This is a genomic window from Providencia sp. PROV223 (assembly GCF_028479245.1).
GTDB classification, from domain to species: domain Bacteria; phylum Pseudomonadota; class Gammaproteobacteria; order Enterobacterales; family Enterobacteriaceae; genus Providencia; species Providencia rettgeri.
The window spans coordinates 239,066-265,450 of the sequence record NZ_JAMPNG010000002.1 but is presented as its reverse complement, the minus strand read 5'-3'; the positions used below and the strand labels follow the sequence as shown (position 1 = coordinate 265,450).

28 protein-coding genes are annotated in these 26,385 nt (G+C 40.2%); 12 read left to right on the top strand and 16 right to left on the bottom strand.

Annotated elements, in window-relative coordinates; genetic code table 11:
• The first annotated feature begins 5 nt into the window (after window positions 1-5).
• The 3 genes from PR767_RS04005 (at window position 6) to PR767_RS03995 (ending at window position 1,635) form a co-directional block, all read left to right on the top strand.
• Complete coding sequence (locus tag PR767_RS04005) at window positions 6-479, top strand: hypothetical protein (RefSeq protein ID WP_272519917.1); 474 nt, start codon at window positions 6-8, stop codon at window positions 477-479.
• Between the two features lie 150 nt (window positions 480-629).
• Window positions 630-1,118 (top strand): hypothetical protein, encoded by a 489-nt coding sequence (locus PR767_RS04000; RefSeq protein ID WP_272519916.1) that lies wholly within the window; start codon window positions 630-632, stop codon window positions 1,116-1,118.
• 64 nt (window positions 1,119-1,182) lie between these two features.
• The gene (locus tag PR767_RS03995) at window positions 1,183-1,635 is read left to right on the top strand and encodes an IrmA family protein (protein ID WP_272519915.1); all 453 of its coding nucleotides are present in this window, start codon (window positions 1,183-1,185) and stop codon (window positions 1,633-1,635) included.
• 722 nt (window positions 1,636-2,357) lie between these two features.
• Here the strand turns inward: PR767_RS03995 and PR767_RS03990 are convergent.
• Entirely contained in the window at window positions 2,358-2,540 is a 183-nt protein-coding gene (locus PR767_RS03990) for a hemagglutinin repeat-containing protein (RefSeq protein WP_272519914.1), read from the bottom strand.
• Between the two features lie 288 nt (window positions 2,541-2,828).
• On the opposite strand from PR767_RS03990, the gene PR767_RS03985 reads away from it, so the two are divergent.
• Together PR767_RS03985 and PR767_RS03980 are read left to right on the top strand one after the other, a co-directional pair.
• Window positions 2,829-3,719 carry a LysR family transcriptional regulator gene (locus PR767_RS03985; RefSeq protein ID WP_004907568.1) on the top strand — a complete coding sequence of 297 codons (891 nt, stop codon included), beginning with the start codon at window positions 2,829-2,831 and terminating at the stop codon, window positions 3,717-3,719.
• A 14-nt stretch (window positions 3,720-3,733) separates the two neighbouring features.
• Entirely contained in the window at window positions 3,734-4,618 is an 885-nt protein-coding gene (locus PR767_RS03980; protein WP_272519913.1) for a dihydrodipicolinate synthase family protein, read from the top strand.
• Window positions 4,619-4,681: 63 nt separating this feature from the next.
• On the opposite strand, the gene PR767_RS03975 is transcribed toward PR767_RS03980, so the two are convergent.
• Together PR767_RS03975 and purB are read right to left on the bottom strand one after the other, a co-directional pair.
• Complete coding sequence (locus tag PR767_RS03975; protein WP_272519912.1) at window positions 4,682-6,061, bottom strand: MmgE/PrpD family protein; 1,380 nt, start codon at window positions 6,059-6,061, stop codon at window positions 4,682-4,684.
• Window positions 6,062-6,138: 77 nt separating this feature from the next.
• On the bottom strand, window positions 6,139-7,506 hold the full coding sequence (gene purB / locus PR767_RS03970; protein WP_109912793.1) for an adenylosuccinate lyase: 1,368 nt from the start codon (window positions 7,504-7,506) through the stop codon (window positions 6,139-6,141).
• Between the two features lie 392 nt (window positions 7,507-7,898).
• Here purB and metC point away from each other — a divergent pair, with 392 nt between their 5' ends.
• Together metC and dcuC are read left to right on the top strand one after the other, a co-directional pair.
• Entirely contained in the window at window positions 7,899-9,074 is a 1,176-nt protein-coding gene (metC, locus tag PR767_RS03965) for a cystathionine beta-lyase (RefSeq protein WP_272519911.1), read from the top strand.
• Window positions 9,075-9,108: 34 nt separating this feature from the next.
• The gene (gene dcuC, locus PR767_RS03960) at window positions 9,109-10,479 is read left to right on the top strand and encodes a C4-dicarboxylate transporter DcuC (protein ID WP_004907576.1); all 1,371 of its coding nucleotides are present in this window, start codon (window positions 9,109-9,111) and stop codon (window positions 10,477-10,479) included.
• 316 nt (window positions 10,480-10,795) lie between these two features.
• On the opposite strand, the gene PR767_RS03955 is transcribed toward dcuC, so the two are convergent.
• From PR767_RS03955 to PR767_RS03895, 13 genes are all read right to left on the bottom strand, one after another.
• A complete protein-coding gene (locus PR767_RS03955; protein ID WP_272519910.1) occupies window positions 10,796-11,662 on the bottom strand; it encodes an MrpH family fimbial adhesin in 867 nt (288 codons plus the stop codon).
• A gap of 6 nt (window positions 11,663-11,668) precedes the next feature.
• Window positions 11,669-12,199 carry a fimbrial protein gene (locus PR767_RS03950; protein WP_004907582.1) on the bottom strand — a complete coding sequence of 177 codons (531 nt, stop codon included), beginning with the start codon at window positions 12,197-12,199 and terminating at the stop codon, window positions 11,669-11,671.
• Window positions 12,200-12,217: 18 nt separating this feature from the next.
• Window positions 12,218-12,730 carry a fimbrial protein gene (locus PR767_RS03945; RefSeq protein ID WP_042851490.1) on the bottom strand — a complete coding sequence of 171 codons (513 nt, stop codon included), beginning with the start codon at window positions 12,728-12,730 and terminating at the stop codon, window positions 12,218-12,220.
• Between the two features lie 2 nt (window positions 12,731-12,732).
• Window positions 12,733-13,230 (bottom strand): fimbrial protein, encoded by a 498-nt coding sequence (locus PR767_RS03940; protein ID WP_004907589.1) that lies wholly within the window; start codon window positions 13,228-13,230, stop codon window positions 12,733-12,735.
• Between the two features lie 10 nt (window positions 13,231-13,240).
• Window positions 13,241-13,777 (bottom strand): fimbrial protein, encoded by a 537-nt coding sequence (locus PR767_RS03935; RefSeq protein WP_226538001.1) that lies wholly within the window; start codon window positions 13,775-13,777, stop codon window positions 13,241-13,243.
• A 10-nt stretch (window positions 13,778-13,787) separates the two neighbouring features.
• Window positions 13,788-14,396: a fimbrial protein gene (locus PR767_RS03930; RefSeq protein ID WP_109912791.1), complete on the bottom strand. Its 609-nt coding sequence runs from the start codon at window positions 14,394-14,396 to the stop codon at window positions 13,788-13,790.
• Window positions 14,397-14,435: 39 nt separating this feature from the next.
• A complete protein-coding gene (locus tag PR767_RS03925; protein ID WP_228367295.1) occupies window positions 14,436-15,212 on the bottom strand; it encodes a fimbria/pilus periplasmic chaperone in 777 nt (258 codons plus the stop codon).
• Window positions 15,213-15,281: 69 nt separating this feature from the next.
• The gene (locus tag PR767_RS03920; protein WP_004907604.1) at window positions 15,282-17,951 is read right to left on the bottom strand and encodes an outer membrane usher protein; all 2,670 of its coding nucleotides are present in this window, start codon (window positions 17,949-17,951) and stop codon (window positions 15,282-15,284) included.
• A 92-nt stretch (window positions 17,952-18,043) separates the two neighbouring features.
• Window positions 18,044-18,580: a fimbrial protein gene (locus PR767_RS03915; protein WP_272519909.1), complete on the bottom strand. Its 537-nt coding sequence runs from the start codon at window positions 18,578-18,580 to the stop codon at window positions 18,044-18,046.
• Window positions 18,581-18,647: 67 nt separating this feature from the next.
• Window positions 18,648-19,184, bottom strand: a complete 537-nt coding sequence (locus tag PR767_RS03910) for a fimbrial protein (protein ID WP_004907609.1) — start codon at window positions 19,182-19,184, stop codon at window positions 18,648-18,650.
• A 164-nt stretch (window positions 19,185-19,348) separates the two neighbouring features.
• Entirely contained in the window at window positions 19,349-19,579 is a 231-nt protein-coding gene (locus PR767_RS03905) for a helix-turn-helix domain-containing protein (protein WP_004907611.1), read from the bottom strand.
• 10 nt (window positions 19,580-19,589) lie between these two features.
• Window positions 19,590-19,904, bottom strand: a complete 315-nt coding sequence (locus tag PR767_RS03900) for a helix-turn-helix domain-containing protein (RefSeq protein ID WP_004907614.1) — start codon at window positions 19,902-19,904, stop codon at window positions 19,590-19,592.
• 400 nt (window positions 19,905-20,304) lie between these two features.
• Window positions 20,305-20,853, bottom strand: a complete 549-nt coding sequence (locus PR767_RS03895) for a tyrosine-type DNA invertase (RefSeq protein ID WP_004907617.1) — start codon at window positions 20,851-20,853, stop codon at window positions 20,305-20,307.
• A 430-nt stretch (window positions 20,854-21,283) separates the two neighbouring features.
• Between PR767_RS03895 and PR767_RS03890 the strand changes: the two genes are divergently transcribed.
• The 5 genes from PR767_RS03890 to PR767_RS03870 all read left to right on the top strand — a co-directional run bounded on the left by PR767_RS03890 (window position 21,284) and on the right by PR767_RS03870 (window position 26,210).
• The gene (locus PR767_RS03890; RefSeq protein WP_109912788.1) at window positions 21,284-21,955 is read left to right on the top strand and encodes a heavy metal response regulator transcription factor; all 672 of its coding nucleotides are present in this window, start codon (window positions 21,284-21,286) and stop codon (window positions 21,953-21,955) included.
• Window positions 21,952-23,316 carry a heavy metal sensor histidine kinase gene (locus PR767_RS03885; protein WP_272519908.1) on the top strand — a complete coding sequence of 455 codons (1,365 nt, stop codon included), beginning with the start codon at window positions 21,952-21,954 and terminating at the stop codon, window positions 23,314-23,316. Before PR767_RS03890 ends, PR767_RS03885 begins: the two co-directional genes overlap by 4 nt.
• Window positions 23,317-23,401: 85 nt before the next feature.
• Window positions 23,402-24,412 (top strand): protein-methionine-sulfoxide reductase catalytic subunit MsrP, encoded by a 1,011-nt coding sequence (gene msrP / locus PR767_RS03880; RefSeq protein WP_181937062.1) that lies wholly within the window; start codon window positions 23,402-23,404, stop codon window positions 24,410-24,412.
• Window positions 24,412-25,023 (top strand): sulfite oxidase heme-binding subunit YedZ, encoded by a 612-nt coding sequence (locus PR767_RS03875; RefSeq protein ID WP_272519907.1) that lies wholly within the window; start codon window positions 24,412-24,414, stop codon window positions 25,021-25,023. Before msrP ends, PR767_RS03875 begins: the two co-directional genes overlap by 1 nt.
• 866 nt (window positions 25,024-25,889) lie before the next feature.
• On the top strand, window positions 25,890-26,210 hold the full coding sequence (locus tag PR767_RS03870) for a helix-turn-helix domain-containing protein (protein ID WP_004907630.1): 321 nt from the start codon (window positions 25,890-25,892) through the stop codon (window positions 26,208-26,210).
• Window positions 26,211-26,385 lie beyond the last annotated feature (175 nt).

Sequence of the window (26,385 nt, the reverse complement as noted above, 5' to 3'; positions counted from 1 at the left end):
AAAATATGAACACCGTTTCACACTTACAACTGGGTTTAGAACGGATCGCTGTCGTTATCAGTATTTTGTTATGCCTTTGGATCACTGGCGTATTGTTAACACATTTCCAGCTTATCGCTCTCATCATGAACCCGTATGGGATCACATTGATGTACTTCGTTTTATACCTCTTGGCTTTGGTTATCCCACAACTCTTGGCGCAATTGGGCTTATGGGTTTTGAGTGCCTTTAAGGGAATTGATTATAAAATCCATTTCAACTCCAAATTAATTGCCATTATCTCGTCCATCATTATCGGATTAGCCCTCTCTAGCCTACTGATTATCATGTCATCCGGTTGGTTATACGGTTTTACTGAAGGTATCGCCACCACGATATTGCTGATTGATTTGCTGATCGCCACTGGTATTGCCTTTTATCTTCATCGACGAATTCGTCACTGGGTTTCAGTGCGACTAAACCGTCAACCATCACATTAAACATGATCAGCAATTTTTGTTGTGGATACCTTATTCACCATTCATCCGATAACCATCGAATACGCCATATCAGGGAAAACCAAGCACCCATTAGACGGTGTTCATCAAGCGTCAATATGACGTTTCTATTTATGTTGATAGGAATTTATAATGAAAAGATATGTAGTTGTGACTGTATTGGCCTCACTGTGGTTGATGACATCACCCGCCTCTGCCACCAGCCAGCCCCCTAAAAATACCATTTGGGAGTATAAAGGGGATGGCGGTAAAACCTTATGGCAAGTGTGTGGAAGCCAAAACAGTACCTGTAGGATTGTGGGCTCAACCAAGCATTATGTTGCTGTACTGAATCATAGATCCGCGTCAGGTTGCTCATTTGGTGATTTTTATATCGTGGCAAGAACCGATGGAAACTGGCAACAACGCGATACAGGCACTTGTAGCCCTAATGCCTATGTCCAAAAAGGAACCATTAATAATGGTCAGTACTCCTCGGTCGATATTGGTGTTGGTGGGACGATTGTAGCCCGTTACCCCATTGGGTATTGGAGTATGCAAAAAGAGTTCTCAGGCAAGAATCGACCGCGCTGGAAAGAAAAAGACCGTACTAGAGGTGGATTGCAAACCAATCAACAATAAATAACATTCTCGCTACCGTCACCTGCGGTAGCGAGGACGATAAAAGATAACAAAAGGTAACGTAATGAATAAGATAAAAAGTGTATTTGCGATAGGACTATTGGCAGTTAGCACATTTAGCTTGGCTGAAGAACAACAGCGTTATGCGAGCATCACACATACCAGCTCAAATTTTATTAACCAAGGCTACTGTGGTTATTCATTTACCCTCGATAATGGCGGTAGCCATATGGTTTTAGACCATGCGGAGTTTGGCGCTCTTGAACTAACGCTGCGCATGAAAGATAGGCAAGGAAAAGTATTAGGGGATACGGTGCTGGAAGTGGAACCTTTTGGCGATTCTAGCGCCACGCGTGCCACGTTTACTGGATTAGAAATACCTTGTGAAGATGTTGCTGAATTTGAAGTGGTTAAAGCGCTGGAAGATCAGAACGGGCGTAAGGTTGAATTGCCGCTATCGATCTTTGAGGCCAATAATCCTGAGTTGGCGAAGATGTCGGTTGCAAGGAAGAAATAATTTATGTAACTTCAGATTTGATCTGAAGTTACTAGATGTTAGTTGCTTATCAAATTTTCAAACCTCAAACCACCGAGTATACATTTAAGTATACAAAATTTTATCTATAAATTTATATCAAACAAAAACAATGTATTGCCTATAAAAAGCGAGTCCGGCCTTCGCACCATAAGAACATCAAGAGACGTCAACCGACGTCTTTTTTGTATCTAAAATCCAGTGTTTGCAAGGCTTTCCCCGCATTTTCAGTCAATGCATGTCAACTTAACTCAACCCACATTAACCTCCGAGTGAGTATATACGTCGCTTCGATAATGAATGTATATTCGTCATACTTCGAATTACATGGTTGTTGGCTTCGTTCAGCTATCCGAGTCACATATTTATCTATGCTCCTCGGCTATCTTCACTAGCTGCCTACACGTAATCCGAATTATTTAGAGTATATGCTTGCTCAGAGGTGAGAGGATAAAGAATATGGCACAATCTACCCGCAGCAGCGGATTGATTATTTAGCTCAGCAATAACAGCGCATAACGCAGCATATGCCATGGCATTCGCGGCTTTATTATCTTCATCTACTTGCTGTTTTATCAATGTCGCTTAGTACGGCGACGAGGCATTTGCCAATGCACCTGCTAAATTATCACCTGCCAGGCCTTGTAGCCGCCCCGACGCTGACCTCTTGTTGTTTGGCATCATAGTCCGGGTCGATTTGGACGCTATCGCCCGTGAGGTTCAAGTCTTTTTGAGCAATCAGCTCCGCCCACATGCAGTTTGTTGCCGGCGGTGATGTTGACATTGTTGCCAGCGGTTAAGCTGACATCGTTTTCTGCGACCACCGAGGAGCCTTTAACGTTCAGGTCGTTCCCTGCGGTAATGGTGACTTTTTCGCCACTGAGCAAGCTGCCTTTTTCACGAGTGGTCTCATCGTGTTGGATAGTGTGCTCACTGCTGGCGCTTAAAAAGCCTTTACTGCTACGCTGCTCTTCGACGGTTTTTTGTTTTCTTAATTCTGCAAGATTAACGTGTTATGGCGGATATTCAAGTGGTCAAATTTATTATTAAGTAGCTACAATTTAGAGCCAAACAATTGAGCTCTAACATAGATTCTTTAAGGCTTTTTTCTTAGTATGTAAATTAAACACTCTTGTTTAATGATATCTTATACCTTAAGAAAAGAGATAACTAAAATGCCAGCTGCTAAACGCCCTATTTTTAATTTGGAGCTTGACTTACTTCGTACTTTTATTGCGGTTGTTGATGGTGCAACTTTTGCCGCCGCTGCAGAATCTGTTTGCCGAACGCAATCAGCGGTGAGTCAACAAATGCAAAGGTTGGAGTCACTCATTGGCAAGGAGTTATTTGTGCGGCAAGGCAGAAACAAAGCATTGACAGATTCTGGTACACAGCTATTGAGCTATGCCCGTCGTATTCTGCGGCTTAATGATGAGGCATGTTTATCGCTAGTTTATGAAGAAATTGACGGGGTATTAAAAATTGGTTCGCCAGATGACACAGCGAATACCATATTACCTGATTTACTAGCCAGATTTTCAGGGGCTTATCCAAATTTGATCATGGATATTATTGTCAAACGTAGCCCATTTCTTATGTCAATGTTAGAGGATAATGAACTCGATTTGGCCATTTCAACCGAGGAACATGTTGGTTACCCTAAAATTGTCTTACGTGTTTCCCCTTCGCTATGGTATTGCGGGAAGCATTTTACCTTTAATTTAGAGCAGCCACTGCCATTAGTTGTGCTAGATGAACCGAGCACTTACCGTGAGATGATGATCAATCACCTCGATCAACAGCAAATACCTTGGCGAATTGCGTACATGGCAACAACATTATCTGGTGCACGTGCTGCGGTTAGGGCGGGATTGGGCATTATGGCGCGTTCAATTGAACTTTCAGGGGAGGATTTACGCATACTCGGTGAAGATGAAGGGTTACCAGCACTTCCGGCAATTCGATATAACTTGTACCTCAACTCAAAAAGCCCAACTAAAGCCGCCCAAATTCTTTTTAACTCATTAAAAAATGAACAAACAGACGTTATCTCCCATAACAACTAAAATTAGGAGTGATTATGACCCATTTTCACGGTATTTTTCCTTATCTTGTTTCACCAGTTGACCAAGCTAAAGGGGTTATTCTTGAATCATCCCTTCGTCATCTAATTGAACATCTTATTTCGAGCGGAGTTCACGGGTTGAGTCCGTTAGGGAGTACAGGTGAATACGCATATTTGTCACAAGAATTGCGAAATGAAGTCGTTCGCATTACGGTTGATCAAGCCGCGGGGCGGGTACCCGTATTAGCGGGGGTCGCCGGTTTCTCAACATCAGATGCGTGTTCACAAGCAGAGCAATATGCCAAGTTAGGTGTGGATGGTATGGTACTGATATCCCAAAAAATGTACCCTCTGAGTGACAAAGCTCAATTGAGTTATTTCCAGACAATAGCAGAGTCTTTTCCTGAAAAATCGATGACGGTCTATACCAATCCTGGTTTATTAGGGGATGTGCTGTCAATTTCTCTTTTGAATGAATTAAGTTATATCCCTAATATCGAATATGTTAAGGATGCATCGAGTAATACTGGAAGGTTATTAACAATGCTCAACACCTTCGGTGAGCGAGTTAAAATTTTTAGTGCTTCAGCTCATATTCCTTTATTAGTCATTAAATTAGGTGGCGTGGGCTGGATGGCGGGTCCTGCCTGTGTATTGCCAAAACAATGTGTTGAACTATATGAGTTGGCCACTAGAGGGGATTGGGATACAGCGTTAGCAAAACAGAAAGAAATGTGGCAAATCAACGAAGCTTTTACGCAATATGCATTAGCATCATGTATTAAAGCATCTTTAAACATTCAAGGGTTTAATGTTGGTGACCCGATCCTTCCACAAGAACCTCTCAATGATGCTGCTATTGCTCATTTACAGCAAATTATTGCTCAGTTAAATGAATAATAATAAGGGGAAAGAAAAATAGAAGCCCATTTAGTGTGGGCTTCTATTCGTTAGTCGGTATTATTAAATACCGACACGCAATAACTGTGTGATAGCCGGTATAGTTTTCGTTTCGAAGGACAATACACTTTTAGCAAGCTGCGCAGCTTGTTCATTTTTCATTACCAACTCTGCATTGTCATAAAATTTGCTCACAATATCCTCCAACGACATTGGATTTTGTGGGTTACCGTATTGGATATCTAATCGTTCCGTTATTGTTTCACCATTAGTTAATGTGACAAAAATTAAGCCGGGAAAATAGGTTGGAAAAGGAATTTCATTTTCAGTGGGATAACGATAACTGACTTTTTTCGCGAGGTTTTGGATATCTGTTCGCTGTAAATTTTGGGCTGAGAGCAAACTTAATGTTAATTTGTCTTCGATAAAGCCTGCGGCAAACAACCACGGGAGGCTAAATTTCGCTGCATAGGCACTCTGAGGAGCCCATTTTTGTTCTGGTGGCTCACAAATTAAGGCAGCTGCAACGGGATCGACAACGCATTCTACTTTAGCAATTTGCTCGAGGGTTATTCCTTGTTGTAATAATCGTCTCCCACAATCGACAGTGGCATGAGCAAAATGGCAAGCAGGGTAGGGTTTAATAGAAACATTCATGAACTGCCAAATATTACCTAAGTCTTGGGTGACTTGCTCGGGATGCGCATTTTCACGAAGACCATGTGTTTGGTACAGGCTATAGCGCCCTTCAAAAATAGTTTCTGGCCCTGTCATTCCGCCTTTAGCTAAACAAGCTGCAATAATGCCTGATTGCGCAGCCCAGCCCGCATGAAAACATTTTGCAGACGAGCTATTGGTTAGGTATTCAGCAACACCACTGGCTTGGCTTCCTGTTAGTCCAAGAGCATGAACCGTTTGTTCCCGAGTTAATTTAAGTAATGAAGATGCACAAGCTGTCGAGCCAAAAATACCAGCTATGGCTGTAGAATGGAAGCCGCGTTGATGGAACCCGCTGTGGCTTGCTAATCCCACTCTGGCAGCAACTTCCCAGCCAATAATCCATGCAGTAAGGAGCTCTTGCGTTGTTGCTTGTAAATGTTCGCCGAGTGCAAAGGCGATAGGGGTAAGTACGGCGCTACCGTGAGTGATTGAGTCGGTGTGTGTATCATCAAAATCTAATGCATGTGCAGAAATACCATTTACTAAAGCGGCGGTGGTAGTTGAAACGGTTTGGTTACTTCCCCAAATTGGAATTTTTCCTTGATGATCAGGTAAATAAGCGACTCCCTTACGGCATTGTGTTGCACTTTGTTGGAGACTTCCGGCAAGTGCAACGCCTAATGTATCGAGTAAATGATATTTGGCGCGTTCAACAACCTGCGGTGGAATATCAGAAAATGATAGGGATGTGATAAATTGGCTTAGCTGTTGGCTTAATGTCATAGATACCTCCGGTGAATGAAAAAGCCAGCACTTGACTGGCTTTAAGAAAGTAAAGATTTAAACTTTGCTAAAATGAATTAGTCATTAAGCCAACCGGATGCTTTGGTTTGTTCTATTACTCGAGTGACTTGTTCAGGAGCATTTCCCACATAGGTCGTTGGATCTAATAGGGCATCAAGTTCTTCTTGCGTTATATGGTCACGAATGCGCGTGTCACGGTTAATGGCCTCAATAAAAGTGATGCCTTCTTCTTGGCCAGACATAGAAGCTTCATAAACAATTTCATGGGCAGTTTGTTTACCCGCTTTGTCTGATAAAGCAAACATGACGCGCTCAGCGAGCATAAATCCACCTAAAATATCTAAATTTTGGCGCATCTTATCGACATGCACGTTTAATCCCCCTAATACCGTTTTCATGTTATCGAAGATCACCGAAAGCATCAGGCACATTTCTGGCATCACTTTCCATTCCATCTTCCAAATCGCACCATCTCTTTCGTGTTGGTGTTTCATCATGTCGGTAAGCACTGAAAGATTAGCTTTCAATGTATTACTGACACATGCCGCATTTTCGACAATGGCAGGATTACGCTTGTGTGGCATCGTTGAGGAGCCAACTTGACCTTTACTAAAAGGCTCTGAAAGTTCATCAATTTCATTGTGAGCTAATAATAAAATTTCATTGGCAATTTTTCCTAACGTGCCGCTAATTAAACCAATCAGCATGCCATATTCACTAAATCGGTCGCGAGCGGGTTGCCAAGAGATTTCAGGAGTGCCTAAACCGAGCCGATTTAATACACGAACTTCAAGCTCATCTGCTTTGTCGCTCAATGAGGCCTTAGTTCCAACAGCGCCAACAACGCTACCAACGAATAAGCGAGGTTCGATTTCTTTTAATCGTTGATAATGGCGTGCTAATTCCGTTAGCCAAATTGCAGTTTTGTGTCCAAAGGTAATCGGTAAGGCTTGTAAGGCTAAGGTTCGTCCTGCCATTGGTGTATTGCGATGCTTTTCGCTTAACGATAATAAAGAACGCCCTAATATTTTGATATCACGTAAAAAAACGTTATGAGCCTCTTTAAGTTGAAGCACTAAGCCTGTGTCCATAACATCTTGTGTCGTGGGTCCAAAGTGGACGTATTCACCAAAATGTTCAGGACAAGCATGTTCTAAACCACGGATGGTTGGAACAAGTGGGTGACGAGTTAAACGCACTTGCTCTAAGATGAAATCCATATCTAATTTTTCCAGTTTTGCTGTATCAGCAATGATCTTCGCAGCTTGCTTTGGAATCAAGCCTAATTCAGCTTGTTCAATTGCTAATGCTGCTTCGTAATCAAGCCAATTTTGCATTCTGACCTTATCAGAAAAAATAGCTCGCATTTCTTCTGTAGACCATAAGTTCTTTAATAATACCGAATCAAAAACACTAGTACCCATAATATTCCCCTGTGTAAGAATAATATTGAAAATTAAAAAGCAATTATTTGTTAGAGAGTTTCTTTATTTATGCAACAAATAATAAAAATAAACACCTTAATAAGATTAATGTTAATTAAAGGCTTTCTTATGTGTTTAGAATTTCATTAAAATCAATATGTTGTATTTTTATTTATTGTTTATTATCTATCGATTTTAATTCTTAATTTTCTCTTAAGTTTTCATTAATTTAATTAATGCTCATTTGTATGATGAAGATCATCTTTTTAAATAAGACATGTTTTAAAAGAAAAGTAATTTGATATACATAATATGAATTAAAAATTATTAAAAATAAATAATCTTCCTTTTAATTATCAGGGGATCTATTCCTATATTTGGAGAAATAAATAATGACATTAAATAAATATACAAAATTGATACATAGTGGACGACAAACTATTACAACATCAGGACCAATCAATCCACCAGTAATGCGAGCGAGCACTATTGTTTTTGACTCAATTAAAAGCTGGCGTGATGTTCGCGATCGCCGCGCAACGGAACGTGTTTTAAGTTACGGTGCGCGAGGTACAGAAACAGCATTTGCACTTGAAAGCTTGGTGACTGAATTAGAAGGAGGTTATAGAGCACAGTTATTTCCTACAGGTCTAGCCGCGATTGCCGTCACTATTATGGGCTATGTACATAGTGGTGGGCATGTATTGTTTGTGGATTCGGTTTATGAGCCTGTGCGCAAAATTGCCGATGCTTTTTTAAAACCAAACAATATTGCCTATAGCTTCTTTAAAACAGATGGCTCAGATTTTGAACAAAAAATTCAGAGTAATACACAGCTTATTTTTGTTGAGTCCCCAGGTTCATTACTTTATGAAATGTTGGATTTACCCGAAATATGCCGCATCGCACATGAACGAGATATCCCTGTCGGCGTTGATAATACTTGGGGCTCAGCATGGCTTTATAACCCACTAGAATTAGGCGCGGATGTTTCTGTAATTGCAGCAACAAAATACCTCTGCGGGCATTCTGATGTGATGATGGGAATTATGGTCGCGACAGAAAAAGCTTGGAAACAAATTGGTGCCTTGCCAGAAGCTTTAGGTCAAGCCAGTAGCCCCGATGATGCAGCTTTAGTTTTACGAGGAATGCGGACTTTAGGGCAGCGATTAGCTGCGCATGGCAAAGCCGCGTTAGCGATTTCACAATGGCTGGAAACGCGTCCTGAAGTGGAAAAAGTCTGGTTCCCTGAATTACTATCTCATCCGCGACATGATCTATGGAAGCGTGACTGCAAAGGTAGTAACGGTTTATTAACCATTGAATTCAAAAAACAATATACCGCGAAGCAAACAGAAAACTTTATTGATGCTTTAGCCCTGTTTGGTATCGGTGCATCGTGGGGCGGGTTCGAAAGCCTCGCACTACCCGCTAACGTAGTCGGTGCAAGAACAGCATCAGATTGGCGTGAAGGCCACGGGCCTTTTGTTCGTTTACATATTGGCTTGGAGTCTGTGGATGATTTGATATCCGATATTACACAAGCATTTTCAACATTAAACCAATAAAAATAAAGCTGCACCAATACTGGGGAATTCTTCTATGACAGGTTTAATCATTGCCGCGCTAGTTACAGCGCTGGTTGTTTACCTGCTGGCTCGAGGTTATAAGCCTCAGCCAGTCTTGTTGCTAGGGGGCTTGCTTTTGCTGCTCCTAACCGCATCTTTAGATCTTAATTCATTGTTACCAGAAAACAAAACTACGCATTTTAAGTACTTTGATATCTTCCAAATTTTTACTGATATCATGAGTTCTAGATTAGCAGGTCTAGGGTTAACATTAATGGCGATTGCTGGATTCTCCCGTTATATGGAGCATGTGGGGGCAAGTCGCGCATTATTTGCCATTTTTGAAAAGCCACTAAAGACTATTAAATCACCTTATTTGTTATTAGTGATTTCATTTTTAGTAACGCAAATTCTCGTTATTTTCATTCCAAGCCATGCCGGGTTGGGGATGCTACTAATGGTGACTATGTACCCAATATTAATTCGTTCAGGTATCAGCCCGCTTTCTGCTTTAGCAGTTATCGGTTGTTGCCAATTTATTGACCATGGACCCGGTTCCGGTAATGTCATTATGGCAGCGAAAACAGCAGATATTGAACCCGCCGTTTACTTTGTTCAGTATCAATTACCCGTAACTATCCCTATTATTATCGCAGTGGCAATCACCCATTTCTTTATCCAGCGTTGGTGGGATAAGCGTGAGGGGTTTGTTTTTGACTTGAGCAAAATTGATTCTATTAAAGAAGATAGCGGTAATAAAGTTCCATTGTCTTATGCGTTGTTACCAGTTATTCCATTGATCTTAATTATCGGATTTAGCCCATTATTACATCCATACATTAAGTTGGAAGTCACCACTGCGATGATCATCAGCACTGTCATTGCACTGATTTTTGAATACGTCCGTTTACGTGATGCGAAAGCCGTCATGGACAGCTTTATGTTGTTCTTTGAAGGCATGGGGAAACAGTTTGTTTTAGTGGTTTCTTTGATTGTTTCAGGGGAGTTTTTCGCAAATGGATTACTCAAAAGTGGAGCGGTGGATACGTTAATTAGTGCTGCTCAAGATGCTGGCTTTGGTATCGGGGCGATGATTATTGTTATGAGCGCCATCCTTGCACTTGCGGCGTTCCTAATGGGCTCAGGGAATGCAGCATTCTTCTCTTTTGCTGCATTGACACCGAAAATTGCTGCTTTTCTCAAAGTGGATGTGGTGACGCTCATTTTACCAATGCAGATCATGACAAGCTTTGGACGTACAGTTTCACCTATCACTGCAGCAATTGTTGCAATTGCAGGGATTGCAGGGGTTTCACCGTTTCAAATAGTAAAACGGACGGCAATCCCAATGGCAGTTGCCGCAATAGTTAACCTTGTTGTAACTTTCTACTTCTTATACTTCTAATTAGACTCGCGCATTTATCCCTTAAACTTTTCGTTACTCTTCGGTTTAAGGGATTTTTTTATTGATTGGAGGGCTATTATTCATCCTTTTATCAAAAACTATCATCAATGATAGTATGGGTATGTGAATATTTTTGTCGCAGTAACCGTTGATTGGATTATTAGTAATAAGGTTGATAAATCAGGCACTGAAAGAAATATCAGTGCCTAGATATGAAAAGCAAAACTAATTAATATTCATAAAAGTAGCGTATTTTATTAAAAAATACGCTACTCAACTATCAAGTCAGTGAATTGGGTTAGAAGGTTTTGATTAACTAATTAAATGCAATAATGACGACTGCATTTCCAGTGTAATACCCAGGTGTTACCGTTCCTGATGCATGTAATTCAGAAGTGAATGTAAATGAATTCGCCGCATTATTCCCAGAAATGTTCATGTTCGCGCCATTCCAGCCATTTTGATTATTAATTAATGGATTTGAATAAAAGTTAGAAGTCGAATTTAAATATACATAACGCTCACCCGTGGTTGAACGAGCAAATAAATTGATATTTGTCGCCTGTGTACAAGTGATATTGCCAGAAACTGAGTTTGTTTTACCATTTAAACTCGTGTTACTGAGCGCCCCGTGATTAACAAAAGCAGGCAAAGAAATACTACATGTTTGATTTGTAGGTGGAATTTTACCACAGACGCTACCTGGCCACTGGATTGCATTCCTAACTCCCGGGGTTGGTTTATGGTTAACATAGAATAATCCAATACAAGTCGCATTTGGGCTATCAATGACAAACGATGCACGATAAGGAATTCCCTTTGCACTACGAAAAGCCGCTGCGACTTCTTCCGCTGTTCGATACTGGTTAATTCGAATGCAGTTACCATAATCTAAGCAAGATCCACTCAACGATGGCGCACCAGATGCATACAGAACATCAGGGCCTACCCAGCACTCGGTTGATCCATAACAAGGGTTAGTAACACCACTTGCTTCACTCCAAGAAAGAATGTCCATCTCAACACGAGGCCAAGCTCCAGAGGTCATACTCACAGGCATTACATACGCAATCGCATTGGCAGGACGAGAAGGAAATAGAGACGCTAATGTGATGATTAATAATAAAATACTCAAACGGCTTGTATTTAACATTCCGTATATTTTTGCTTTTTTCGCATACATAATGATTTACTCATAATCTAATTTGAACGTGGCACTCGCAGCCCATGAACCGAGCACAATTGATTTATTTTGCAATGCAACTGGCTCAGCTCTCACATACGCTTGAAATCGTAGGTCATTATTATTTCCGGTATACAACCCTTGGGTATAACTGCCACTATTAATTTTGATTGCTGTACCGGAAATACTTTCAATACCAACCGCCACACCTGTTGCTTGGCTTCCAGCATCTAACGCTAATAAACCAGGTAAAGCCAAACTTTCTGCGCCCATAAATGTGACTTTCACTTCATGGCCTAACGCTAAATCGCAATTGATTAAGCGAATGGTAAAAGGTTGGCTATTTGTTTGAGTATTCAGATACAGGTATTTATCCACGATCGTTCCGAAATCTAATTCAATCGATTCGTCGCCAGGATAAACGTCACAAGCATCTTCAATTAGCGTGCCATCAAATTCCACATTTGCAGAAAAAGCGGCAGTGGCACCCAGAAACCATAAGCCAAAGGCAAAGCTCATATTACGTTTAATATTCATAGTTATGACTGCCGCCTCCTATTCAAAAATAATGGTTAACGTGCCTGATGCAGTAAAATTATCCCCTACGAGTTCGCTTCCTGAGCGCATGACAGGAACCGCTGAAAGGGATGGTAGTGAAGCCGCATTAATCAAAAAGGGTTCATTCAATGGTTGAGGTTGGCCATTTTTCTGAATTTGAATGCCTAATTTGCCATTATTCAACGGTGTCACCGTTCTTAATGTCGCATTATCAAATCCACTTCCCGCAGGTGTTCCTCCGAATATCAAGCTGATATCCCACGGTTGTGTCATATCGCCAACACAATCTAATTGAAAAGGAATAGATTGCTTGAAGGCGGTACCATTGATTTTTCGTACACCGACTTTACCGAATGAAACCTTTATCGGGTCGTCATGGCTTAATTGGCAAACAGGAGGAATAATTAACGTACCATCAAATGCCCAATTTGCTTGCGCTGAAGATATGGACATCACCATTATAAATCCTGCCATCCAATGCTTAATTTGATTGTTATTCCACATAATCATTCTCACTGATACTCAATTTTCAGTGTTGCCAGCGCTGTAAAAAATCCGCCATCGGTATTGGTAAAATTGGCATTACTGTTTTTTACTGGAGCAACCTCCAAGGTTGGCAGCGCTGTATATAACACATTGAAAGGCTGGTTAATAACTTGCTTAGCATTGTTCACATAAAAGGAAAGCCCGAGTTTTGGGTTACTCGTTTTTAATGCGCCATTGCTATTAAATGATGTTCCATCGCCGACAAGCGTGAGCTTTATAGCGTTTTTCGCTAGATTTGTGCAGCTGAGTCTCATCGGTACAGTACGCTTGTATTGAACTCCATCAATACGCGGAAGCAATATATCGCCAAAATGTATAGTTTCTTGTTGGTTGTTATTCAAAATGCACTCGGGCGGTGTTACCAATAATCGACCTTTTAGCTGGATACCAAGTGTTGCTGCTTGGCTTTGGCTAAACAGGCTAAGCATCATGCAGACCGAGAGAAGATAACGGAATAATTTCATTGATATCATCCTATTGGTAATCCAATACCATCGTAAGATTGCCCGTAAAATCCCCACCTGATGTTAAGTTTACTCCTGTAGGCTTAACGGGGACGGCATACAAAGCAGGCGAACTTCCATAATTAAAATTGAATGTCGCACCATTACTAAGGCGGGTTCCATCACGGTAAATGGCAATACCTAAATTCGGGAGATTGGTTGTCACGGATGACTCACCATTAATTTGCCTATCAGTCCATTTCAGCGTCATCTTTAATGTATTCTTATATAAGCCATTACATATCAAGTTGTAATTAATAGGTGAGCGCCCATAAGCACCATCAATCTTTGCCTGATGTATATCGCCAAAATCTACCGAAGTCGTTGTTGCACCGCCAAGGGTACATTCTGGCTCACCGTATACTGTCACGCGGATTTGGATATTAGTGCTTAGGTTTGCAGCGATAGCATTGTAAGAAAAACTGAGTGAAATCAGAGCACCAAAGAGAATTACCCCAGCGAGGACAAGCGCTTTAAAGCATATCGTAAGAAAATAAGTTCCTCTCATCTCCATGCTCCTATTCATAACTTACCTGAAATCTAATTAACGCCTGATAAGCACCAGCATTTAGTTGAGCGGAGGTACGTACCGGCGTTACATAGTAAGTTAATTGGTTTTGTCCAGGTGAAACCAACTGTGGTGTACTGTACTCACCTAAGTTAATTGGTGAACGCGCTGCATCACTTAATTGCAGGCCAATCCCCTGAACACCGATAACAGCTGCCAAGCGCGGGTCTTGAGTATCTATAGGAGCCAAAAAGCGGATCTTCATTGAAGGCATTTGTTGGCTCCACAAAAGATTCCCCTGTGCAGTGCGGCTGCGGCTTTCACCACTTAGACAATCTTCTAAACGTAGCTCAATCGCAACAGGATTACCTGTTTGCCCGACATGCTGAAGCTGTCCGGTTCCCACAGTACCTAAATTAATAGTTTGATATGCTGATGACATTGCTAAACGACAAGCACTTTCCGTCAAGGCCCCATGGACATATAGCGTGCCATGTGAACCATCTACATCCCAGTTATCAACTTTATTTAGAGCTGTTCCCATCGCCATGTTACTGAATAAATTCAGCGCTAAACTTCCTAAGCCCACATAACGGAGCATCCTGCTTGTGTTTGCCATGATATTCTCCTGCTATCTCATCGCACATTTCAAATCAGTCTATTTTTTTTCAGGTACCACATGGCAGCTATTTCCCTGACATGTAAACGACAGTGTTGGACGACCACCGTAATCATTGATATAGGTCAGCACAGGTTTATTACCTAATGCGTCTGCACTGACGTTCAGTGCTTTGCTGCTTTTTGGTGCCACCATCACTGGCTCAAACCCTGCGACCGTTTGTCCATTTTTGTTGGGAACAGCATCGACAAAAGAAACGTAATAGGCAGTTGGGTTATTAATCGTATACTGGTTACCTTGGCGAGTAAGAGTCACTTTTTCCTGCCATGGGTTATCCATTTGCTCACGTGTCGGAATGATTGCTTTCGGTCGATAAAACAATTTGATACGTGTCTGTAACGCCAGTTGCAGTGTATTGGGCTTATCACTTTTTGGTGGGATCTCACGCAAATTAAAGTAATACACGGATTCTCTGTCTTGCGGCAGTGCCGCTGCACTTGGCAGTGCTTGGATTTTGATTTGGCTTTTTGCCCCTGGCTCAACACGTTGCACCGGTGGCAATACCGTAAATGGATCGCTTATTTTTTCACCTTTCTCATTTTCCACCCAACCTTGAGCGAGATAAGGTAATTGTTTGTTTTCATTGCTGATATTTAAACTGATCGATTTTTCGTCTCCCGTAATAATCGCTCGAGTTCTATCTAATGCAACTGCCGCTTGAGCAGAAGATAGCGTTGTTGAAGTCAACACAACGCCAGCCAATGCGAATACTGCTCTATGGGCATTTTTTTTGTTCATCAATTTGTTTTTCATCATGTTATTCATCATATTGTTATCTTCTATGGTTAAGGAGCACTCATCGCTCTTTGCGTACCACCATTTTTATTATTTTTGTAACCAGCGACTTGGTTCCTTTGGCGCCGTTCTTTCAACTACAGGCACAACAAGTTCTGCTGCTTTCGGCATTGCTTCTAATGCACGACTCGCTGATTGTGTCTTTATGGTCGCTGGCGATGCGGCTTTTGCTCCCGGTTTGTGGCACGGTAGTAACCAGCTTGCCTGTAAATATTCATCTTCTGGCAAGGTATTAGGGAGTGTGATTTCACACTGCACTTGGTCATCCCAACGAACTTGCAAGGTATCTTTTGCATTTAAACCAGTAAGATAGGTATTTCCATCATCACCCACCATACCGACTTGCTGACCACGACCGTTTAAGACTATTGCTCCGAAAGGTGGTGTGCTATTGTCCGATAGCCTTAACAACGCCATCGCACTGTTTCCTGCGACAACATCAAATTGACGGTAGCCAATTGCCCCTTCTGTTAAAGTGCCTTGCTTTATAGATTGAGACACTTGCGCTTCATCTGGTAATGCATTCAAATCAACGCTAATTTGGTTACGGTAATAGCTATTCACGTCACTAATAACGGCTTGTCCAAAGCGGTTGGTACGCACAATAGAGCCGTAACCACGTAGTGGAATATTAGGTACACCATCGGTATCAACAAATATGCGAGTACCGCCAATTTGACTACCACGATGCAGTACGGCACCTTTCTCTGTTGCGGTGAAACCACCTTGCAAAGAGAACCCCGCAGACCGATAACGGTCTTGTTGGTACGTTGCGTTTGCGTTGAGCTGTGCTAAGTCCCCCTGATGAGTGTAATAGCCACTCACGAGCGCACCTGAACGCGCCCATCCGGTACTTAGCTGATAGTTATTTCTCTCATCGATGGTGCTGTAGTAACTCACACGTTGTGAGTTATCATTTTTATCCCAACTACTGTTATAACTAACGGAGCTTTTTTCACCCCAAGGCACGGTGAGTGACGCATATACGCCATCATCATTACTTTCACGATAACGATTTCGATAGGCCGTCAAGTTGAGGCTAAGATTCTTCCATTTACCAATATCAAAGTAGCGCGCTAACGAAATACTATAGCGGTCGTTATCGGGTTGATCCCAATAGGTTTGATGGTAATAGTTAATGAACGCACTTAGTCCTAACTCTGAAAATTGTTGGTTATAAGAGATGGTATACATTTCTTTGCTGTTGTATTGGCGAGCACCTGTTTCCTGCGCATCCAAATACTCAGACATACTCATAAAACCTTGCTCAGAGAATCGATATCCTGCAAATGTCACTTGGCTGTTATAGGTATCAAAACGTTTAGAGTAACTTAAACGATATGAGCTCCCACGATACGTTTTGTTGCCAATATCACTTAAGTTGGTTAGATGCGCCCGAGCATGAGTGATATCGAATGACAATGCACCGAATACCATTAAGTCACGACCAATCCCTATAGCCGCGGATGCATAGTTTTCCGCACCAATTCCACCCCCATACAGTGACCAGCCGTTGTTAACTCCCCAAGAGAACTCGCCACTTGCGAAGGTATCGCCACTAACATGATGGCGCCAATTTGTTGGGCGCCCAGCGGCTAATTTGTAACGCAGTTGTCCCGGACGTGTTAAATACGGAACACTTGCAGTATTGACAGTGAAATTCTGTGTTGAGCCGTCTTGTTCTTTAACTTCAACATCGATTTGCCCAGCTAATGCATCATTCAAGTCTTGGATACGAAATGGACCCGCAGCGACTTGAGTTTGATAAATAATTCGTCCTTGCTGGCTCACAATAACTGTCGCATTACTTTTTGCGACCCCAGTAATTTCTGGTGCGTATCCACGTAGATTGGGTGGAAGCATATTGGTATCGGTAACCAGGCTAAGCCCTGTAAATCTGAAACTATCAAAAATATCAGAGGTTAAATAATCCTCACCTAAAGTGAGTTTTGCACCTAATGATTTGATTGCTCGGTAGACATAATAACGAGTCCAATCTAGTGATGTGGTCGTGCTTTGTCCTTGCTGCTTATCAATACGCATTTGCCAGTCAGCGCGAACACGCCAAGCACCCAAGTTAACACCAGCAACCCCATTACCGCTGGTACTGTAGTTGGTTTGTTGTCCAGAGCGGGTTTGCTGGCCCACTTGTGCATTTAGGTTGTAATCAAACAATGCGCCGGGTAACCCTTCTTCCCAGCGTGCGGGAGGATCCCAATTCTCAGCGGTATATTCGAGGTAGGCTTGCGGCAAACTAATATACATAGCCGAAGTCGCAAGGTCGGCTTTAACCTCAGTTCCGGGTAAACTTTCAAGTGATAAACACTGTCCTTCGTGCCACCACTTCAATGTCGACATCAATTCAGGCTTGATACCGAATTTTTCAACTAAAGCAGGGTTCAGGCAAGGGAGGCTTTCATCCGACTCACCTTCAGGCGCATAGTAAAAGACAGTTTCTTCCGGCATGCTTTGCTTGTTTAAGAAAACCGTAAAACTGTATTCACCAGGCATGAGATAGCCTGGACGCGCAAATTGGCTTAAATCAATGTTGTTACGATCATTGACGTCTAGCATATCCATATTAAATGTAATATCGGATGCGTGACCACCAAAGCTAATAGCCAACGCGACTAAAAGCCCTAATCTGCAAGGCCGAGTTATCCGTAACACAGGCGTGTGAATGAAATTCAGGGTCATCATCTCGACCTTCTTTTGCGTTCTTTTATCCGTAATGTCATTTCGCTCACGAAGCTCGTCCTACAAAGGAGATCTTCATTTCTTAGAGGAACCGACTATTCATAATCCAGTTTGAAACGTAATTGACTGTAGTATTGACCTGATGCCAATGGGCGGTTATTCGCCACCAACCGTAGCCGATAGGTGAGATCTTTTGTTCCAGCTGTTAGTGCGCTCATTGACATTCCTTGGCCTGGTATGGCAATTTCACCATCTCCCTCACGTTGAATTTGTAATCCAACACCTTGAGCTTGTCCGCTTACACCAAATAACCCCCTGTCATGGGAGCCATCGAATGTTACGCGAAAGTATTGCCAATTCGGTTTGTCAGGATTTTGGCGTTCAAGAACACAATTCACTAATCGGATAACAAAAGGGCGAGCAGGTCCTTGCCCATCACGGCGAATTTGAGTCAGCGCAATACTTCCCATATCAATAGTTTGATCACGGCTGCCGACATCAATTGCACATGCTGTTTCAATAATGCTTCCATTCATACTCACTGAGCCTTGAGCATGTGCAGTTGATACCGCAGTCAACGTGCCTATACTTAAGATCAATGAAAACACTCCACTGGTTATCGAATGATTCATTGCTTCCTCTCTTACACCCAATTCAGTCGGAATGAGCCAACAAATTAATTTGTTGGCTCAAGATGAATTACTCGTAAGACAGAGTGAAATCCGCTACTGAGCTAAAGTCACCGGCAGTGATAGTGTCGATATCGCCACCATTACCTTTTAAGTAAGCAGCGAAATTCAGTGTGTTGTTACCATTTTGAACTTGTTGGAATGGTGCAGCTGTTCCTAAAGTCACCACATTGCCGCTACCATTAGTGATCTGAACACCAGCGCCAGCACCAGTACCAACAATACCCAGTGTTTTATTGGTATTGTCGAAAGATGCAGCAGCACCACTAAAGGTTAATTGAACACCTTTAGTCAGTTTAGTGATATCACAGTTCTCTAAAGTGATTTCGAATGGACGTGGAGTTGATTTACCGCCATCAACTAATGCCATGTTAGAAATTTGGCCTAATTCAACTGTTTGGTCGATTGAGCTAGGAGAGATTGAGCATGGAGCATCGATAATAGCGCCTTTGAACGTTACTTTACCGTGGCCTTGATCAGCAGCATTTGCTGCAGAAGCTAAACCCAGAGCCATAAAAGTTGCCATTGCAATAGATTTCATTTTCATGAATATAAAGTCCTATGTTTTTTGTTAAATAAAGAATGAGTGTCAATTTTCATTGCTCATTGCAGACACTCTATTTGCAATGAACTGGAAAAAAACAAAGCACTAGTATTTGATTTAAAAAAATCAAATACTAAAAATTAAATTTTAATAATTAAAAAATATATTTAGTCTTCTATTAAAAAAATTTGAATTGGTACTTTAAATAACTCAGATAATTGAGAAAGAAAATCAATATTAATATGATTAATTCCTGATTCATAACGGGAAATTTGCTGTTGACTTACGCCGATATATCTCCCTAACTCCTCAGCAGTTAATTTCATTTCTTTTCTATATCTTTTTATTTTCTTTCCTACAATAATATTAAATGTTGGTTTTATTATATTTTCTGACATAAGGTTAAGCCTATTTCATAAATTGACTAGATCCTGAAAACCATCCTTCAGCTTTAAAATAACATTCCATATTATGGATATAATTTACTGAGTTATTTTGAAATCCAACGCCATCTAATAAACAATTAATATCAATATCAAGTGAGTTCGCAATTTGCTTAATTTGCTCTAGGTGTAGTCGAATAACGCCGCGCTCAATACGTGAAACATGCTGCTGTGAGCATAAAAGTAAGTCAGCTAGCTCAGAACCACTTAGCCCTTTAGCTCGGCGAGCTTTATGTATATTGCTCCCAACAATTTCTTTAGGAGATAAGTTAGATTGCATAAAATCCTCCTCATGAAACTGAATGATTTACTAATTTAACTGTTGTCAAAATGCACCAAATTGACAATAGTTGTATATTGTTAGTTAAATATTTCATTAATTACTTATTAACTTAAATTTTATATTTTTTTTTAAAAATTATCGGATGATTATTCCAAATAAAACATTTCAGAATATTACAATGTGTAAGTTTGAGATGTTACGGAGAGTTTTAACGTGTGAAAAAATTAATAAATTCAATGATCTTTTAATAATGGAATGTGCTTATTTTTAGTAATATATACATAGCGTTATTTACACGCTACGTATTTGACGTGTATTTTCATTTAACTTAAGATGCACCTAATTCATTACGTTTGTCAATTTGGTGCATTTTGACAACTCTTTTAACGCCTTTATCTCACCATACTCCCCGAAATCTTGCTGGGTTACTTGCTGTGTATCGTACGGTATGTTGTATATTCGTGTGTCCCAAATAATCCTGAATTAGACGTGTATCGGCGCCTCTATCCGCCAATGCATAACCACATGCATGTCGTAACATGTGGGGATGAATACCTAGGGTTAGCTCAGCTAGCTCACCAAGTCGTGAAAAAAGTTGATAAAAGCGCTGACGAGTCATGGCAGTCCCTCTTTCAGATAAAAATAACCACTGACTTTCTTTCCCTTTCCATGTATTTCTAGTTTTTAGCCAAGCTTTAATGAGTGGGATCTCTTCATCAATCAGTGGGTGATTAACTGAAAAACCATTCTTTAAACGATGTACATAAAGCTCATTACTTTCTAAGTTAAGATCAGATAATTTTAGTGATAGGGCCTCGCTTGCCCTTAGACCATGTATAAAGCACATATAAATTAAGCAAGAATTACGTTCGGGATGTCGCGACAAATGACAAGCAGCTAAAAGTCGAGATATTTCCTGTTGAGTTAAATACTTACGAGTGGACATGAACGTTTCCCCATTTAGTCAAAAAAGGTCAATCATATCTAAATTAATCGGCCTAACATATTAATTTTTTTAGATAAATATAATGCTTTTATTCTATAGGTGAAATAAAAAATTATTTATTATCCGTCAGGTCAGTAATCAAAGATTAATTAACTAAAATTTTATATTTTATTAAGCAGTTTTTATTCTGCTTTATAAATGTGAGAGAAAAGAGATTATTTACTTGTAAAACAATACTTACTCGTCGATGAAAGCAGCTAATTTCCATTTTTCGTACCGAGCTATTAATCATTCTACGAGTTATTTTTAAGGAGCTAGTGTTATGTTTTCTCTGAGTATTTTATGGTTAAATTCCTACCCATATCTTTAAATTGAAAATTTCTTTAATATGAAATGAAATTAAGTCAAATAAAGTTACTGTTAGGTTCTCATGAGAATACTATTAATTGAAGATCACCTAAAAACCCAAGGGTGGGTCAAAAATGGGTTAGAAGAAGCAGGTTTTCTTGTGGATGTGGCTGATGATGGTCGCGACGGTCTCTATTTTGCTTTAGAAAACAGTTATCAGTTGGTGATCCTCGACATCATGCTGCCCGGTATGAATGGCTGGGAGATTTTAAAAATCTTACGCACAGCAAAAAATATTCCTGTTATCTGCCTCACTGCACGGGATGCCGTTGATGACAGAATTAAAGGCTTAGAGCTGGGTGCTAATGATTATCTCGTTAAGCCGTTTTCATTTTCTGAATTATTAGCTCGGGTTAAAAACCAATTAAAAGTTAACCAGCCAGTCTCAACCACCATGGTTATTGCGGATTTAAAAATCGACTTAACTCGCCATGATGTTGAGCGGGCTGGAAAGAAAATCATCTTAACTCGGCAAGAGTTTTCCTTATTACTGTTCTTTGTTCTACATTGTGATGAAATTTTACCTAGAACCTTAATTGCTAGCGAAGTTTGGGGGATCGATTTTGAAAGTGACACGAATATTATTGATGTGGCAATCCGTCGATTGAGAAAAAAAATCGATGATGAATTTGACGTTAAACTCATTGAAACTATTCGTGGGATGGGATACCGCTTAAATAGGCCGATAGAATGAAAAAGAAGTCACTTCGTTTTAAACTTATTTCTTTGTTTATCATTCTTATGATTGCTAATGCCGGAGTGGTGACATGGGTTTTATATCATTCACTCAAAAATGAATTATCTGAACAAGATAATAACTTACTGGTTAACCGTGCGGAGCAACTTGCTAAACTCATTGCTGGTGGCATTGATATCAAAACACTCCCCATGTATTTTCAAAGCATGATGGATATGCGACAAGACTTAATCCAAATTTCTGATGCGGCGGGGCACATATTGGTCACCACCAATCGCGAATTACTGGGTTCTCAACCTCTTCAGTTAGTCAAACTTGAACAGCTAAATATTAATGCCATCAACCATTGGCAAACCGCTCAAGGTATCCCTATTTCTGCGGTTTATTTCTCGATGAATTCCCCAAAAGGGCCGCTCCATGTGGTACTTGGTAAAGTATCTGTCGACCGTAGTGGCGTGTTGACTCAATATCTCACCCAAAGCGTAGTGATTTCTGTCCTCTCAATTTTGTTGATGGGGCTGCTCAGCTTATGGCTGTTGAAAAAAGGGTTATCCGACATTCAAGCATTGAGCCAGATAACGGTCAAAACAGATGTTCATGCGTTAAATGACCCAATCGATATTGACCAGCTACCACAGGAGTTGAAAGAGCTGGGCGAATCGATGAACACGATGCGCCAGCGCTTAAAGCATGATTTTGTCAAACTTACTCAATTTGCCGATGACTTGGCGCATGAACTGAGAACCCCAATTAATGCGATTCGGGTACAAAATGAAATTACACTCCAGCGCTCGCGTAGTGTTAGCGAATATGAAGGGATGATAGTCAGTAATATTGAGGAGCTCGATAAACTGTCACAAATGATCCAAAGTACTTTGTTTATTGCCCGTGCTGAAAATAAAAATATTACCTTAAATCGAGAAAACCTTTCTTTATATACGCTAGTTAACGATGTCTATGAACTTTTTTCTGCCTATGCAGAAGAAAAACAGATTGAACTGTATAGCGAGCCCTCATCTCTGACTCTTGATGCTGACCCTGTATTACTCAGCCGAGTTTTAGTGAATATTGTCTCCAATGCGATTAAATATTCTTACCCGGGCACCCGTGTCGTTACCCAAATTAATACGCTTCCGCAACAACGGGAAATTAAAATCACTAATCAAGGAGAACTTCTACAAAACAGTGATGAAATTTTCACCCGTTTTTGGCGTGGGGATAATGCTCGAACCACAGAAGGAACTGGGCTAGGGTTGGCGATTGTGAAAGCGATAGTGGAATTACATGGCGGGTCAGTGAGTTTTGAACATCATACAGGAACCAGTACTATTACACTGAAATTTCCTACAATTAAGTAAGATGACAAATTTGTCATCTTACTGTCAGCCGTTTTTACTGCGCTTTCGGTATAACTGATCTCATTTCCCTTTTGCTATGGAGCGCATGATGAAAAAGTTACCTAAAATTCCCGCATCTCAAATCACGGATGAATCCCTCTTTTTTATGAAACGCCGTCAGTTACTTAAGGCATTAGGCATTGGAGCCGCTGGTTTAACCGTTGCGGCGACGGCTAATGCAGGGCTGTTTTCTTGGTTCAGTGACGATACACCAGCACCTCCGATGACGCCAAGAAAACCGCTGACATTTATTCAACCTGAAGAGTTTCAGCCATCATTAACCCTCACACCTGAAGATAAAGTGATTGGTTATAATAATTTTTATGAATTTGGGTTGGGTAAATCCGATCCTGCCGAGAATGCCCATACTTTAGTGACGGATGAGTGGACGGTAACGATTGATGGAGAAGTAAATCGTCCCCTGACCCTTAATCTAGATGATATAAACACTAAGTTTCCCTTAGAGGAGCGCATTTATCGTATGCGTTGTGTTGAAGCTTGGTCGATGGTCATCCCATGGGTTGGTTTTCCTTTAGCGAAATTATTGGCTTTAGTCGAACCCACTAGCAAAGCCAAATATGTGGCTTTTGAAACACGCTATGCTCCAGAACAAATGCCAGGACAAAAAAGTCGTTATATTGGTGGTGGCTTATCGTACCCCTATGTTGAAGGGCTACGCTTAGATGAAGCCATGAATCCACTGACTTTGCTGGCGACTGGCGTTTATGGCAAAACATTACCCAACCAAAACGGAGCACCGATCCGGTTGGTCGTACCATGGAAATATGGCTTTAAAGGAATTAAATCTATCGTCAAAATTCGCCTTACTGAGCACATGCCTGAGACTACATGGAACCTATCAGCACCGAGCGAATATGGCTTTTTTGCCAATGTGAATCCAGATGTAAGCCATCCTCGTTGGTCACAAGCCACCGAACGTTTTATTGGTGCAGGAGGCTTAGGCCAAGTGACTCGCCAACCAACATTGTTGTTTAATGGATATGGTGAACAAGTGGCAAGCTTGTATCAAGGAATGGACTTGCGGAGAGATTATTGATGCCCCAAGACAATAAGTTTATTGTTGGATTAACCAAAGGGAGCTTTCATCTTCTTGCTTTGCTCCCTTTGGTATGGCTGATTTTTTTAGTCGATACCCAACAGCTTGGAGCTGACCCCGCCAAAGATATCCAACATTTTACAGGAATAGCGGCTTTACGTTTGCTCGTCGTTATTGTATTGATCCCTCTGGTTGCAAAATTATTGCGATTTACGGCATTGTTTCAAACGCGAAAATTACTGGGATTATGGTGTTTTTTCTGGGCTGTGCTGCATTTAAGTAGCTATCTATTACTGGAAATTGGTGTAAATAATTTAGCGCTATTTTTCGAAGAGATTTTTTCGCGACTCTATTTAGTGATTGGCGCGGTAGCTTGGTTGTGTTTATTGTTGATGGCGGTCAGTTCATTCAACCGTATACGCTTTTATTTGGGCGTATGGTGGAAAAGAATTCATATGCTGCTTTACCCAACGATTTTACTCGCATTTTGCCACTACATGCTGTCATTAAAAACCTTAACACCTGAGCCATTTATCTATTTAGCCGCCGTTGGGAGTGCATTTGCGTATCGCATGTGGAACCAGCAATCACAACGAATAAAACCTTCATAAAGGTTGGCGTGCTTAAATTGTATTCTTACTTGGTATTATAAAATGCCTAATACTGCGGTTTGCTAGGATTAGGCATTTGGTGTGCATTACAATATAGTGTAAAGCAAATCTATGCTTCGTTTTATGATAATACTTTACCACCTTACTCAACCCCTTCTTACGATAACCGTTAAATCGTCACTCTTTGAATTGATCTTAAACTTAGTGTGGCTAGCAAGGCTCTCACCTTTCTATAGATAAAAATATTTAAAAGAAGTTTTCATTAGAATTTCTTTAAAGCTTAAAGTTATACATTGATATATAATTTTTAAATACTCGTTATTTGCGTAATTAATATCCTTATTTTTGGGTAATATCGGGATTTATTATATGTGGGTGATGATTTTTGTGAGATATAATTTCGTTGATAAACTTTACAATTATTTATAATTAATTTGTTGGTGTTTGTAAATAATGAAGTTAAGATAAATCTTAAAAAAAATATTTAATAATTTACAAACTCAAAATTCGAGTAATACTACTTTTTTAAGTTGTATTTTATGGTTGAAATTTAACCGTAAAATACATCTGATTAGTAAAAGATATGTTTTAATATTTTCAAATGTATCAAAATGTAATTTGAAAGGTGATTGGCTGAAGTTTTATGTCTATAACATGCTGTTATTTATATTATAAATTTCAGTGTGGTTATTTTCTGTTACATTTATCCTATGTTAATAGAGCGATAAATGATTTTAATGGTAATCAATTTGCCCTATCGATTATACAAAATAAATAATCAGACATATAATCATCAAAAATTTTAGGACGGTATCTATGGTTCAGATGGTGCCTATAATTAATTTTTAATATAAAGGTTAAATTAAATGACTTATTTTTCTAATGAGATAAATAAAGAAATAGGGCAGTATTTGAGAGGAATTAGAAAAGAGCAAAACTTAACAGGGGAAGATTTGGCAAAAAAGTTGAATATTAGCCAACAGCAGATATCCCGATATGAAACGGGAAAAACAAAGCTGACATTTGAAATGATGGATACAATTTTAGTGATATTCAATAAGTCATGGAGAGACCTTTTTAATCATGTAATAGATAGATACGATAATGAAAGATTACAGTATACCATAAAAAATGAAAATAATTATTTTGCTATCTTAGATAAAGACACTAAAAAAATGTGGCGTTAATTCGGCCAATAAAAAATCAAATCTTTTTGGTGAAGTGTAATTAGTAAATATAATAAATTTAGCCTATTCATATGATAACTTTATTAAAAGTAATCATTAATTTAATTAAAATAATGATTACTTTTATCTAAAGTTGTTATTAACAACTCTTATGGCGAAACATACATTATACAAG